Here is a 13,640-nt window from a genome sequence, read left to right as displayed (position 1 = left end):
GGACCGTTATGTCCACTCAGTTCGAATCGATCGCGACACGAGCACCGGCCATCGGCGCGGAAACCGGCGGCGTCAAGCGTGCCGTAACACAGCGTGGGCTTTCACGTGACGTCCTGATTGCGGGCCTCGCTGCCATAGCGTGGTTCGGCAGCGCGGCGCTGACCGAATGGTGGCCGAGTCTGGACGACTGGCCGTATACGAAAGAATTCATCGCGCTCAAACTGGTGCTCGCTGCATTCGCTGTCGCGACGGCCGTCGCGGGATGGCGCAGCACGTCCAGCGAGGCGACGACGCCCACGCGCACCGACGCATGGCTTGGGGCCATGCCGTGGCTGCTCGCGCTGGCGCTCGGCGTGAGCGCATGGGAAGCGGTCACGGCGCAACTCGAATGGCTGCCACGGCCCTTTTTTGCACCACCGCAAGCACTGATCGGTGTATTCGCCGAAGACTATCCGCGGCTCGGTTCGAGCGTCGTGCATTCGTTTGGACTACTCGCCTATGGCTATGTATTGGGCGCGGCTGCGGGTTTTGTGACGGGCGTGAGTATCGGCTGGTCGCAGGCCGTGAGCTACTGGGTCCATCCGGTCCTGCGGCTGATCGGACCGCTACCGGCTACCGCGTGGTTGCCGCTGGCGTTCTTCTTCTTTCCCTCGAGTTTCAGCGCCAGTGTGTTCCTGATCGCGCTGGCGACCGCCTTTCCGGTTGCCGTGCTGACCTGGTCGGGTGTGGCCGGCGTCAACCCGGCCTATTACGACATCGCACGCACGCTCGGCGCGAGACCCGGTTTTCTGATCCTGCGCGTTGCGATTCCGGCGGCGCTGCCGTCGGTGTTCGTCGGGCTGTTCATGGGTCTTGGCGCTTCGTTCTCCGTGCTGATTGTCGCGGAAATGATGGGCGTGAAGGCGGGGCTCGGCTGGTATCTGCAATGGGCGCAGGGCTGGGCCGCGTATTCGAATATGTATGCCGCGTTGCTGGTGATGGCGCTGATGTGCTCGGGTCTGATCACGTTGCTGTTCCGCCTGCGTGATCGCTTGCTGGCGTGGCAAAAAGGATTACTCAAATGGTAGCCGTACCCGAAGTGCTGAATCAGACCGCCGCTGCGGCTGCGGTTCGTGACGGCGCGCGCATCGACGTGCGCCATGTCAGTCATCAATTCGCGCTCCGCGGCGCGGCGTTGCCCGTACTGCATGACGTCAGCTTCGCGGTCGAGCCGGGCGAGTTCGTTGCGCTGCTCGGGCCTAGCGGTTGTGGCAAGTCGACCTTGCTGCGGCTCGTCGCCGGCCTCGATACGCCGACGCAGGGCACCGTGCAGGCGGACGGCGCCGCGATCACGGGCCCCGATCCGTCGCGCGTGGTGGTGTTCCAGGATCCGACCTTGTACCCGTGGCGTACGGTGCGCGGCAATGTCGGAATCGGTCCGCAGGCGCAGCGCAAACGCTTCGCCCGGCGCAGCGGTCCGCAAGAGGAACGGGGGCAGCAACGGATCGACGCGGCGCTGGAACTGGTCGGTCTGAGTGATTTTGCGGAAGCGTTTCCGCATCAATTGTCGGGTGGCATGGCGCAGCGGGTCGCGCTGGCCCGCGCGCTCGTCAACGATCCGGCGCTGCTGGTGCTGGACGAACCGTTCGGCAAGCTCGACTCCCTCACGCGTATCCGCATGCAGGGTGAACTGGCGCGGCTCTGGCAGGACGCCCGCTTTTCCGTGCTGCTGGTGACACACGACGTGGAAGAGGCGCTGTTGCTCGCCGATCGCGTGATCGTTTTCAGTGAGCGGCCGGCGCGCGTGGTCGCCGAGGTGCGTAACGACGCGCCGTATCCGCGCCATCGCGACGATCCGAAACTGGTGGCGCTGCGCCGCGAGGTGCTTGCCCAGCTCGGACTCGACACCTGAACGAATAAAACAATCGATAACGACCTGAGGAATAGTCAACCATGAATCCCTACGATGAATCTCCGCTGAGCCCGGCCCGCCGCGCGTGGTTGCGCAGGACGGCCTGGGCTGCGGGAGCGGCGGCGCTCGGTGGTGCGTCGCTGATGCCGGGGGCGCTCGCGTTCGCTCAAACGCCGCTCAAGCCGCTGAAGCTTTCCTGGAACGCGGGCGCGATCTGTACTGCGCCTGTGGCCGTTGCGGTAAAGCAGGGATTTTTCGAGCGGCACGGTTTGCAGGTGGAGCTCGTGAATTTTTCGGGATCGACCGACCAGTTGCTCGAGGCAATCGCGACGGGCAAATCCGACGCGGGCGTCGGTATGGCGCTGCGCTGGATCAAGCCGCTGGAGCAGGGCTTCGATGTGAAACTGACCGCCGGGATTCACGGTGGCTGCATGCGTTTGCTCGCCACGCGCGCGTCGGGCATCGTCGACGTGGCCGGACTGAAGGGCCGCACGATCGGCGTCAGCGATATGGCGAGTCCGACCAAGAATTTCTTTGCCATCGTGTTGAAGAAAATCGGCGTCGATCCGGAACGCGATGTGAACTGGCGCCAGTATCCGGCGAACCTGTTGGGTGAAGCACTGAAGAAGGGCGAAGTGCAGGCCATCGCGGACGGCGATCCGACCATCTGGTCGATCCGCGAATCTGACCACCTGTATGAGGTGTCGAACAATCTATGCGGCGAATACCAGACGCGTTCATGCTGTGTGCTTGGCGTACGCGGTTCGCTGGTGCGAAAAGATCGCGCTACCGCGCAGGCGTTGACGCAGGCGCTGCTCGAAGCGACCGAGTGGACCGCCAATCATCCGGCTGACGCGGCAGCCATTTTCTCGGTCTATACGCCGTCCGCAGATGTGGGCCAATTGACGGCGATGCTCAAGAGCCATACCGATCGCCATCATCCGGTCGGCGAGGCGTTCAAGAAGGAGATCTCGCTGTATGCCGACGATCTGAAGGCGGTTGGCGTGCTCAACAGTGGAACCGATTCGAACCGTCTGGCGGATCGGGTGTTCTCGAACGTGCTGGCGTGAGCGTGCGTCATTCCCCGGTGGATATGCCACCGTCGCCCGGCCGTCGTCGGCTGCTTGGCCGCCTTGCGGCCGGCGGCCTCGTTGCTTCGCAAGCCGCGACGGCAAGTGAACTGCTTAAGCCGCTCGCGGTGGCGCAATCGAGCCGCGTGCCGGGTGCGCCCATCCTCGAGCATCCCTACGGTGTGCCGTCGCCGCACGAGGCCGATGTAGTACGCCGGAGTGCACGCACGTGGCCGTTGCCCGGCGCGGCGTCGTCCATGACGCCGCTCGCCGATTTGCACGGCACGCTTACGCCCAACGGGCTGGTCTACGAACGTCATCACGGCGGCGTGCCCGACATCGATCCCGATCAGCATCGGCTGGCCATTCATGGCCTCGTACGTATTCCGAAGCTATTCACGATGGACGACCTGCTGCGCCTGCCGTCGGAATCGCGGATTCATTTTCTCGAATGCTCCGGTAATACCGGCAACGAGTGGAATGGCCCGAGCGGCATGCCGGTGCAACTCACGCATGGGCTGCTGTCGTGCTGCGAATGGACCGGCGTGCGTTTGTCGACTTTGCTGGAGGAGGTGGGGGGCGTCGCGGCATCCGGTAGCACAACGGGCGGGGGCTGGTTGCTGGCGGAAGGCGCGGACGCCGCTGCGATGACGCGCAGTTTGCCGCTCGAACGGATACTCGATCGCGCGCTCGTGGTCTACGCGCAAAACGGCGAACGCTTGCGCCCGGAGAACGGCTATCCGCTGCGTCTGATCGTTCCGGGCTTTGAGGGCAATACGAACGTCAAGTGGCTGCGTCGGTTGAAAGTGGTCGATGCGCCGTTACAAACGCGCGAAGAAACGTCGAAATACACCAGCCTGCTCGCGAACGGCACCGCGCGTCAGTTTGCGTTCGAGATGGACGCGAAGTCCGTGATTACGCGGCCGTCGCCGGGACATCGCCTCACGACGCACGGTTATTACCCGATCACCGGTCTGGCCTGGTCAGGACGCGGGACGATCCGCAAGGTGGACGTGTCGACCGACGGCGGTGCAACGTGGCGCCCCGCGCGTCTGGACGGCGCCATCCACGATCGCGCGCTCACGCGTTTTCAGGCGGACTGGCGCTGGGACGGCGGCGCTGCCGCGATTCTCTCGCGCGCCACCGATTCGACCGGCTATGTGCAACCGACGCGTGCCGAACTCGTTGCCGCGCGCGGCCTGAATTCGCAGTACCACTACAACGCGATCCAGCAATGGCGTGTCGACGCCAGCGGCGAGGTGCGCAATGCGTGATGGCCGGTCGCCGATGCGCATGCGAGCGCGAGTGGCACTGATCGCGCTGCTGTCGCTCGCGGCGCTGGCATCATGTTCAACGATCGCGCCGGGCGGCCAGGACACGGAGGTGTCCCACGACATCGGCACGCCGCTCACGGAGCAGGACCTCACGGCGTGGAATATCGACGTCGCACCGGATGGCCGTGGCCTGCCTGCGGGTAGCGGCGATGTTGCGACCGGCGCGCACGTATTCGCCGCGAAATGCTCGGCGTGCCATGGGGCGCAGGGCGAGGGCGGTCTTGGCGATCAACTGGTAGGTGGACAGGGTAAGCTGACGGGCGTGAAGCCGAAGCGAACGGTGGGCAGTTACTGGCCCTATGCGACGACGCTGTTCGACTATATCCGCCGCGCGATGCCTTACAACGCGCCCGAATCGCTTTCCGCCGATGAGGTGTACGCGGTCAGCGCATTTCTGCTCAACCGGAACGGCATCGTGCCGGCGAATACGACGCTCGACGCGGCCTCGCTGCCGCGTGTAGTGATGCCTAATCGTGGTGGTTTCGTGATTGATCCGCGTCCGGGACGACTGTGAAGCGCGCGCACTGGTAAAGCGCTTTCTGCTTCACGGGCCGCAGTGAGAATTGGCACTATGCCGGATCATTTTTACTGCGCGGCTGCGGGTGTTGCCGCTGAATCAGCCGCAACATAGTTGGACTGGAATTTTACCTGGACATGTGAATTCGCGCGGGGTCGCCGCATCTCGTGCCCGATCATTAACGGCCTGGCAAGCCAGTTTGAACGACATGCCGGCCGCGTATCAGGCGCCCGGCATGTTTTCAGTTTCAACGCAACGCGCTGCTCAAATCCGAACGCAGTGTGCTGTCGCCAGAAATCCGACTTTTAGAAACGGTGACGCACGCCGACACGGAATGCCAACTGGTTGTCCGCACCTGAACCGGACGGACCGAAGAAGCTCGTGCTGGAACCGATCTGGGCCTGCACGTCCTGCGTACCGTTGCGACCCGAAGCGATCTGATAAATGCCCAGTGCGTACACGTCGGTACGCTTGCTCAGCGCGTAGTCGACGCTCAGGTCGCCCTGATTCCAGTGCCCCTTGTTTGCGTTACCCAGATGCATATACGTATAGCCGGCACCGACGGTCAACGCCGCAGTGAATGCGTACTTTGCGCCTGCGTCATAGGCCGTGAACGTCGTCGCAGCACCCGTCAGCGTTTCGAAACGCGTATTGGTGTACAGGGCCCACAGCGTGGCCGCGCCGATCGCGTAGCGTCCGCCGATACCGTACGTGCGCAGGTCGCGCACATTGCCTGCCGACACGTTGGCGATCGTGCTCGAGAAGGTCGGCACAGCCTGGCTCGGGTAACGAATGTCCGTGTACGCTGCGCCGACGCTGATCGGGCCGTTCGCGTAGTTTGCGCCGAAGCTGTAGGCGCGCGACGAACCCGCGACCGGTGCAGCGGTCGTGCCGCTAGCCGGCGAGCCGGCGAATGCGCCAGCCTGATTCGAGAAGCCGTACAACGCGCCGAACGTGAAACCCGAGAAGTTCGCGCTGCTGAACTTGACCGCGTTGTTGATGCGGCTGGAAGTCAGTTGATCGACATCGTTGATGTGATAAGCGTAGTTACCTGCAACGGTCTGGCTACCGGTCGAATACGTGCCGCCCAGGTAATCCGTCGAAAACGAATACTGGCGACCGAACGTCAGCGAGCCGATACCGTTCTGCGACAGGCCCACGAAGGCCTGGCGGCCGAACATCGCACCACCCTGGCCGAGCGTGCCGTTGCCGCTGTTAAAGCCGCTTTCCAGCACGAACAGCGCCTTCAGGCCGCCACCGAGATCTTCCGTGCCACGCAGGCCCCAGCGGCTGCCCGATGCGACGCCGTCGTCGTATTTGACGAGGCTGCCATGGCCCGTGCCGGCACGCGCGTTGTTCACGTAGCTGATACCCGCATCGATCAGGCCGTAGAGCGTGACGCTGCTCTGTGCATGGGCGCTGAGCGTGACGCTTCCGAGAACTGCGGTGGCGAGGAGGGTCTTTTTCATTTTTTCCTTCTTCTTTTAGGGTGGCCGCGCGGTGCGTGGTTGTCACGCGCTACGCGAACCAGGTTGGCAAGCGATACAGGCATTGATCGAGCGCCCACGGCAAAGCCGCACGAGGCCGCGCAGGAAAGAGATCAATGTCTGGAGGATGCGATTGAACGGGGGCGGGACGAAAACCGCGTTGTGGACGGTACTCGCCGCCTGGCGACAAAAGCGTCGGAGCAACGACGAATCTGTCAGGCGTATAAGCGTTTCGGGCGAACCGCGACGTCTTATTCCGTTATATATTTCGAAATATATCGGCCCGTTGTCTATCCGTAAACAAGTTTGCATGAAGTTGTAGTCTTTATGACACACAGTAAGCCGAGGTGCGCCGTGGACACCGGACCTCCCTCTCGCTATATTCAAAGGGATATAACCGGAGAGGATGGATGGACAGCGTGGCAAAGCAGGCGGTCGGAAGCAAATACGTGCTCGAGTCGATGAAATACGCTCGGGGCAAAACATGGGAAGTGGTGGACCGATTGGCAGAGCGGATCCAGCCCGGCATGCTTGAGTCGGAGGCGACGGCCTTATGCAAGACTGTGCTGAACGAGTTGGGCATGGACCGTATCTGGCATCCGATGCTGGTGCGCTTCGGCGAGAACACGCTGAAGACTTTCAAGGAGCGATCGGACGGCGACCCGCAACTCAAGGACGACGATATTTTCTTCGTTGATCTGGGCGTGGTCTGGGATCAGCATGAGGGCGATGCGGGCGCGACCTTTGTGGTCGGCAACGATGCGCAGATGAAGGCCTGCGCGGATGCCGCGAAGACCGTGTTCGACGAAGTGGAGCAGCATTGGCGGTCGACGCGCGCGGGCGGTAAAGCGTTGTATGACTTTGCCGAACGGCGTGCGACGGCGCTCGGGTGGCGTCTGAACCTCGACATCAAGGGTCATCGCGTCAGCGACTTTCCGCACGCCATCTATAAGGCGGGCGATCTGGGCGATTTCGCGGATTGTCCGGACACCGGCCTCTGGATTCTTGAAATCCAGCTCGCCCATCCGACCCGGCCGTTCGGCTCGTTCTATGAGGACTTGCTGATCTGATCGCGCTCCTTACGCGGCAACCCGTCACCCCGGTGCCGCGTCAGACGATCGGTCAGAGCGGAATGCTGGCGACAGTCGGCTTCTCGTTTGTCGGCAGGTCGAAGCGGAATGTCGTGCCGGGTCCCGCATGTTCGAGCAGGCGTATCTGGCTGTGATGCAATTGCAGCATGCGCTGCACGATCAGTAAGCCGAGTCCGCCGCCGCGATGCGCGCCGCCTGAGCTGAATGGACGTTCGAACAATCCCGCGCGCTGCTCCGCTGGAATGCCGGGACCGGTGTCGCTCACCGTGACCGATACGCGGTCGTCCTTGTGCGCGAGATCGACATCGATTACCCCGTTGGCGGGCGTGTGGCGAATCGCGTTATCGAGCAGGTTCGTCAGGACACGCTCGATCATGCCGAGATCGGCGCAGACGTTTGGCAGCCGAGGCGGAATACCGGCTCGCAGCCGGATGTGCCGTGCCTCGGCCGGCAACTCGAATTTCTGGAAGACGTCCTGGACCAGATCGACCAGCGAGAATTGCTCGAGTGCGAGTTGCACGTTGCCGTGTTCGAGCCGGGCCAATTCGAATAGCGCTTGTGCGAGCCGCCCGACCTTGACGCTTTGTGCGAGCGCAATCGCGAGATAGCGTTTGCGCTCTGTTTCGCCGAGTGTGTCGGCCTTGAGCGATAGCGTCTCGAGGTAGCCGTGCAAGGAAGTGAGTGGGGTGCGCAGGTCGTGCGAAATATTGGCGATCAGCTCGCGCCGTTGCTGGTCCTGTCTCGTCAGCGCACGCCACTGCTCGCCGATGCGGTTCGCCATCTGCGCAAACGTTGCTTCGAGCACCGCGATTTCATCGCGCTGTCCGGCCGGCGCCGAGCGCGGCACGGCCGGTTGCGTGTCGGGCTCGCCGTCGGCGTCGAAGCGGCGCATGGCGTCGGTCAGGCGGCGCAGCGGCCGCGTGATCAGGCCGAAGGCCGTCAGGCCCGCGAGCAAACCGAGCAGCGCGACCAGCGCCATCGACCACAGCGTAGTGCGCAGCACCGAGCTGGCGGCGACGCGTGCAGCCAGTGCGTCGTGCTCCTCGCCGAGCAGAACGACATAGATATAGCCGGAGGGTTGCTGCCCGCTCAACTGCAGCGGTGCGGCGCTGAACACCTTTTTTCCGTCGAGGCTGCGCGGGTCGTCGCCGAGGATCGGTAACGCGTCCCCAGCAATGAATTGCCGGATCGGCGCGAGATTCACCTGCTCGCGTTTGACGTGGCCCGCAGGAGCGTCGTCGCCCTGGATGCGCCCGCGGTTATCGAGCAGGTATACCTCGACGCTCGGATTCACCATCATCAACTGGCCGAACAGTTGGCGCACTGCGTCGGGCCTTAAGCCGTTCGCATCCATCAGGGTGGTGCGGTGCGCGATATGGTCGGCGAGGCTGCGCGACAGGCTTTGCACGACTTCCTTTTCGTGCAGGTCGCTCGAACGGATCTGCAGCCACGCCGACGCGCCGCAGCACGCCAGCAGGAGCGCGGCGAAAACAAGCAAGAGTCGCTGGGTCAGTGTCAGATTCACGGCGCGTCCTGATGTGCGCCGCCGGGCGCAGGCCCGTCGCCTGGACCTGGCACAGCCAGCTTGTAGCCGCGTCCCCAGACGGTCAGGATGCGCTCGGGCTGGGCGGGATCGGCTTCGATCTTGGCGCGCAACCGGTTGATATGGGTGTTGACGGTGTGTTCATAGCCCTCGTGCTGATAACCCCACACGGCATTGAGCAGGTCCATTCGCGAGAACACTTTGCCGGGATGCTGCGCGAAGTAATAGAGCAGGTCGAATTCACGCGGCGTCAGTTCGATGGCCTTGCCCTCGACGGTGGCCTCGCGGGTGAGCGGATCGATCGTCAGGCCGGCAATCTGCAGACTGCCCGCGTCGATTCGCGAGTCTTTCGCCATGGCTTCGACGCGCCGCAGCAACGCCTTGACGCGTGCAACCAGTTCGAGCACCGAGAACGGCTTGGCCAGGTAGTCGTCGGCGCCGAGTTCGAGGCCGAGAATCCGGTGTACTTCACTCGAACGCGCACTGGTGATGATGATCGGCGTATAGCGCGTCATTGCACGGGCGCGCCGGCAGATTTCCAGGCCGTCTACGCCCGGCAGCATCAGGTCGAGGATCAGTGCGTCCCAGCCGCCTTGCTCCAGTAATCGCAGCCCTTCGTTGCCGTCCGCGCTGTGCACGACTTCGTAACGTTCGTCGCGAAGATGAAGGCTCAGCACGTTGGCGATGTCGACGTCGTCTTCGACGATCAGGATGCGCTTCGAGTGGTCCATGGAGGGCTTTAGACGCGGGCTAGGGCGTGGTTCAGAACGGTGGAAAGAACGCGCTCCGGCAAAAGCGGGCCGTTGCGCCATTGTGCAGAATTTTCGGGCAGCGAGTTATCACATTTAATTTAACTTTCCGTGAGGACTTCGACATCCTCCGCGCTTTAGGATGGGGCCACTTTCCGCAGATTCCTGCACCCACGTCCGGAACCGACATGCTACTTATCGTTCTTGCCTATCTTGGCGGCGCCCTTACGATTCTCAGTCCGTGCATCCTGCCGGTGCTGCCGTTTGTTTTCGCGCGCGCCGATCAGCCGTTCGTGCGCAGCGGGCTGCCTTTGCTCGCGGGCATGGCCCTTACGTTCGCCATCGTCGCGACCCTTGCCGCCGTGGGTGGCGGCTGGGTCACCCAGGCCAACCAGTATGGCCGTTGGCTCGCGATTGTATTGCTTGCCGTCTTCGGACTGACGCTGTTGCTGCCACGCTTTGCCGATCATCTGATGCGGCCGCTGGTGAGCGCCGGCAATCGCCTGTCGAACTTCGCCCAGAGCGACGGCCAGCAGGTTCGCCCGGGTTCGTCATTTCTGTTGGGCATTGCGACGGGTCTGTTGTGGGCGCCGTGCGCTGGTCCGATTCTCGGCCTCGTGTTGACCGGTGCGGCACTACGGGGCGCCAGTGTCGGCACCACGCTGTTGCTGGTGGCCTATGCGGCCGGTGCCGCAACTTCGCTTGCGGTGGCGCTGCTGATCGGCGGACGCGTGTTCACGGCAATGAAGCGCTCGCTGGGGGCAGGCGAATGGATTCGCCGCGGGATCGGTGCGGCGATGCTATGCGGCGTGGTGGCGATTGCGCTGGGCCTCGACACAGGTGTGCTGACACGCATCTCGACTATCGCCACCGGAGGCATCGAACAGAAACTGGTGGACACGCTTTCGCCCGGCGCGACGCCGGCCAATGGGGCGGCAGCAGCTCGTGCAGCCAATACGGTGGTCAATGTAGCGAACAACAATGCCGTGATGACGGCCAACCCCGCCGCCGATGCCAGCGCCTCTGCCGACTCCGGTGCGATGATGCGTGCCGCCCAAGGCACGCCAGGCGGCGCGGCCCCGTTGCCGGTCGAAGGCGTGTTGCCGACGCTGGATGGCGCCGTCCAATGGTTGAATTCGCCGCCACTGACGGTCCAGGGCCTGCGCGGCAAGGTTGTGCTGATCGACTTCTGGACGTACTCGTGCATCAACTGCCTGCGTTCACTGCCGTACGTCAAGGCATGGGCGCAGAAATATAAGGATCAAGGCCTGGTGGTGATTGGCGTGCATGCACCGGAATTCGCGTTCGAACGCAATATCGACAACGTGAAGAAGGCCACTCACGATCTCGGCGTCGAGTATCCCGTTGCCATCGACAACAACTACGCGATCTGGCGCGCGCTGAACAATCAGTACTGGCCGGCGCACTATTTCGTCGACGCGAAAGGGCAGATTCGCTATCACCATTTTGGCGAAGGCGATTATGCGGAATCCGAAAAGGTGATTCAGCAACTGCTGGCGGAAGCGGGGCATGCAAGCGCGTCGAAGGTCGCGCTCGGCATCACGAGTACCAGCGCACAAGGTGTACAGGCCGCGGCCGACAACGCCGATATGCAGTCGCCGGAAACCTATATCGGCTATCAACGTGCGGAGAATTTCGCTTCGCCCGGCGGTGAGGCGCAGGACAAGGTGCACACCTATTCGGCGCCGTCACAGCCCGCCGTCAATGATTGGGGACTGGCCGGCGCATGGAAGGTCGGCGCCGAACATGCGACGCTCGCGGCTGCGTCGGGGCGCATCGTCTATCGCTTTCATGCTCGCGATCTGCACCTCGTGCTGGGTCCGGGCAAGGACGGCAAGCCGGTTCGCTTCCGCGTGAGCGTCGATGGCGCCGCACCGGGCGCCGCACACGGTACCGACGTTGCCGCCGACGGCAGCGGCACCGTAACCGAGCAGCGTCTTTACCAGCTCGTGCGGCAAACCGGCGATGTCGCGGATCACACGTTCTCGATCGAGTTTCTGGATCCCGGCGTGCAGGCGTATGCATTTACGTTCGGCTAATCCGGGCCGGGCGGCGTGAATCAACCACTCTTTGAAGGACCGATGTCATGCACACGACTTCTACCCGTCAGACTTCCCGAAGCAAGCGTTCGGCCTTTGCCAGACTTGCCGGTTGCGTTGCTATCGCGGCGAGTGTTTTCGCCGCGCAGCGCATCGCGAATTCGGCTGAAGCAGCGATCAGGATTCCACCGCCTGCCCAGGATGAAAAAGTTGGTGCGACGCATAGTGAAACGGCCGTGTTCGCGGGCGGCTGCTTCTGGGGTGTCCAGGGTGTATTCGAACACGTGCGCGGCGTGAAGCAGGTTGCTTCGGGCTACACAGGCGGGGCGGCCGGCACCGCGCAATACGAAACCGTCAGCGAAGGCGACACGGGACACGCGGAGTCGGTGCAGATTACCTACGACCCGACTCAGATCACCTACGGACGGTTGTTGCAGATTTTCTTCTCGGTGGCGCACGACCCCGCCGAGCTGAACTATCAGGGACCCGACCACGGGACGCAATACCGTTCAGCGATTTTCCCGGCCAACCCTCAGCAGCGCGTTGTTGCGCAAGCGTATATCGCGCAGCTTGGCAAAGCGCGCGTATTTTCAGGGCCTATCGTTACTCGCGTGGAGGACTTCAAGGGTTTCTATCCGGCGGAAAACTACCACCAGAATTTCCTCGCTCTCCATCCCGACTCCCCGTACATCGCGATTAACGATCTGCCGAAGGTGAGCGAACTGAAGCGGATGTTTCCCGATCTGTATCGTAATGATCCTGTGTTGCTGAAAGTGAGCGCGTAGTTTCTCGCACGAAAAGAGGGTTGAGCCCGTCGCAGCACGCGGCACGTCGCATGGCGTCCATAATGGTGCGCAGACACCATCCAGAGGAGATACGGATATGCAGGTCAGCCGCACAATCAGTACCGTTGAAGTGCATACCGGCGGCGAGCCGTTCCGGATCGTCACGTCGGGCCTTCCGCGCCTGCAGGGCAACTCGATTGTGGAGCGCCGTGCCTGGGTACGCGAACATGCGGACAATATTCGTCAGGCCCTGATGTTCGAACCCCGCGGACACGCGGACATGTACGGGGGCTATCTCACGCCGCCCGTTTCACCCACGGCTGATTTCGGCGTGATCTTCCTGCACAACGAAGGATATAGCGACCACTGCGGACATGGCGTGATCGCCCTGGCAACGGCCGCGGTGGAGCTCGGCTGGGTGCAGCGCGAATCGCCCGAGACGCGTGTCGGCATCGACGCACCGTGTGGTTTTATCGAAGCATTCGTCAAGTGGGACGGCATGCATGCCAACGGTGTGCGATTCATTAACGTACCCTCGTTCATTTACCGGCGCGACGTGAGCGTCGAGACGCCGACCTACGGGACCGTGACAGGCGACATCGCATTCGGCGGGGCATTTTATTTCTACACAGACGGCGCGCCGCATGGCCTCACCATTCGCGAGTCATCGGTCGATGCGCTCAAACAGTTCGGTGCGGAAGTCAAGATTGCCGCCAATCAGGCGTTCCCGCTCGTGCACCCGGAGATTCCGGAAATCAACCATATTTACGGCACGATCATTCACGGCTTGCCAAGATTTCCCGAATCGACTCAGGCGAACTGTTGCATTTTCGCGGACCGGGAGGTGGACCGTTCTCCGACGGGTTCAGGCACCGCAGGCCGTGTGGCGCAACTGTATCTGCGTGGCGAGATCGGGCGAGACGACGTACTCGTGAATGAATCGGTCATTGGCACCGTGTTTCGCGCACGCGTTGTAGCTGAAACGCAACTTGGCAAGTTCCCGGCCGTGATCCCCGAGATCGAAGGTTCAGCCCATGTGTGCGGATTCGCCAACTGGATCATCGACGAGCGCGATCCACTCAAGTATGGATTCCTGGTACGTTGAGCGGGGCT

General features: G+C 62.8%; 12 protein-coding genes. 9 read left to right on the top strand and 3 right to left on the bottom strand.

All coding sequences use genetic code 11. The features are described 5' to 3' along the window. Positions 1–8: 8 nt before the first annotated feature. From ACUN0E_RS33795 to ACUN0E_RS33775, 5 genes are read left to right on the top strand one after another with little or no spacing between them, the layout of a single operon-like run. Positions 9–1,067, top strand: a complete 1,059-nt coding sequence (locus ACUN0E_RS33795; RefSeq protein WP_445569335.1) for an ABC transporter permease — start codon at positions 9–11, stop codon at positions 1,065–1,067. Further along, positions 1,061–1,891: an ABC transporter ATP-binding protein gene (locus ACUN0E_RS33790; protein WP_408232867.1), complete on the top strand. Its 831-nt coding sequence runs from the start codon at positions 1,061–1,063 to the stop codon at positions 1,889–1,891. The genes ACUN0E_RS33795 and ACUN0E_RS33790 overlap by 7 nt, the downstream gene beginning before the upstream one ends. A 41-nt stretch (positions 1,892–1,932) precedes the next feature. After that, a complete protein-coding gene (locus ACUN0E_RS33785) occupies positions 1,933–2,961 on the top strand; it encodes an ABC transporter substrate-binding protein (RefSeq protein ID WP_445569334.1) in 1,029 nt (342 codons plus the stop codon). Between the two features lie 23 nt (positions 2,962–2,984). Then, on the top strand, positions 2,985–4,235 hold the full coding sequence (gene soxC, locus ACUN0E_RS33780; protein ID WP_445570571.1) for a sulfite dehydrogenase: 1,251 nt from the start codon (positions 2,985–2,987) through the stop codon (positions 4,233–4,235). After that, complete coding sequence (locus ACUN0E_RS33775) at positions 4,228–4,809, top strand: c-type cytochrome (protein WP_445569333.1); 582 nt, start codon at positions 4,228–4,230, stop codon at positions 4,807–4,809. Before soxC ends, ACUN0E_RS33775 begins: the two co-directional genes overlap by 8 nt. Before the next feature lie 308 nt (positions 4,810–5,117). Here the strand turns inward: ACUN0E_RS33775 and ACUN0E_RS33770 are convergent, their stop codons facing one another. Continuing rightward, positions 5,118–6,281 (bottom strand): porin, encoded by a 1,164-nt coding sequence (locus tag ACUN0E_RS33770; protein WP_445569332.1) that lies wholly within the window; start codon positions 6,279–6,281, stop codon positions 5,118–5,120. A gap of 428 nt (positions 6,282–6,709) precedes the next feature. On the opposite strand from ACUN0E_RS33770, the gene ACUN0E_RS33765 reads away from it, so the two are divergent. After that, entirely contained in the window at positions 6,710–7,369 is a 660-nt protein-coding gene (locus tag ACUN0E_RS33765) for a M24 family metallopeptidase (protein ID WP_408232855.1), read from the top strand. Positions 7,370–7,421: 52 nt separating this feature from the next. Here ACUN0E_RS33765 and ACUN0E_RS33760 read toward each other — a convergent pair whose 3' ends face one another. Next, complete coding sequence (locus tag ACUN0E_RS33760; RefSeq protein WP_408232852.1) at positions 7,422–8,915, bottom strand: HAMP domain-containing sensor histidine kinase; 1,494 nt, start codon at positions 8,913–8,915, stop codon at positions 7,422–7,424. Beyond that, positions 8,912–9,664, bottom strand: a complete 753-nt coding sequence (locus tag ACUN0E_RS33755) for a response regulator transcription factor (RefSeq protein ID WP_445569331.1) — start codon at positions 9,662–9,664, stop codon at positions 8,912–8,914. The genes ACUN0E_RS33760 and ACUN0E_RS33755 overlap by 4 nt, the downstream gene beginning before the upstream one ends. 206 nt (positions 9,665–9,870) lie before the next feature. On the opposite strand from ACUN0E_RS33755, the gene ACUN0E_RS33750 reads away from it, so the two are divergent. The 3 genes from ACUN0E_RS33750 (at position 9,871) to lhpH (ending at position 13,632) form a co-directional block, all read left to right on the top strand. Then, positions 9,871–11,742: a cytochrome c biogenesis protein DipZ gene (locus ACUN0E_RS33750; protein ID WP_445569330.1), complete on the top strand. Its 1,872-nt coding sequence runs from the start codon at positions 9,871–9,873 to the stop codon at positions 11,740–11,742. Between the two features lie 47 nt (positions 11,743–11,789). Then, positions 11,790–12,527 carry a peptide-methionine (S)-S-oxide reductase MsrA gene (gene msrA / locus ACUN0E_RS33745; protein ID WP_445569329.1) on the top strand — a complete coding sequence of 246 codons (738 nt, stop codon included), beginning with the start codon at positions 11,790–11,792 and terminating at the stop codon, positions 12,525–12,527. Between the two features lie 97 nt (positions 12,528–12,624). Next, positions 12,625–13,632, top strand: a complete 1,008-nt coding sequence (gene lhpH / locus ACUN0E_RS33740; protein WP_445569328.1) for a trans-3-hydroxy-L-proline dehydratase — start codon at positions 12,625–12,627, stop codon at positions 13,630–13,632. The last annotated feature ends 8 nt before the right edge of the window (positions 13,633–13,640 follow it).

This window comes from Paraburkholderia sp. D1E (assembly GCF_052682275.1).
Note: the sequence above shows the minus strand (reverse complement) of the source record. Positions and strands in the feature narration are given on the sequence as shown.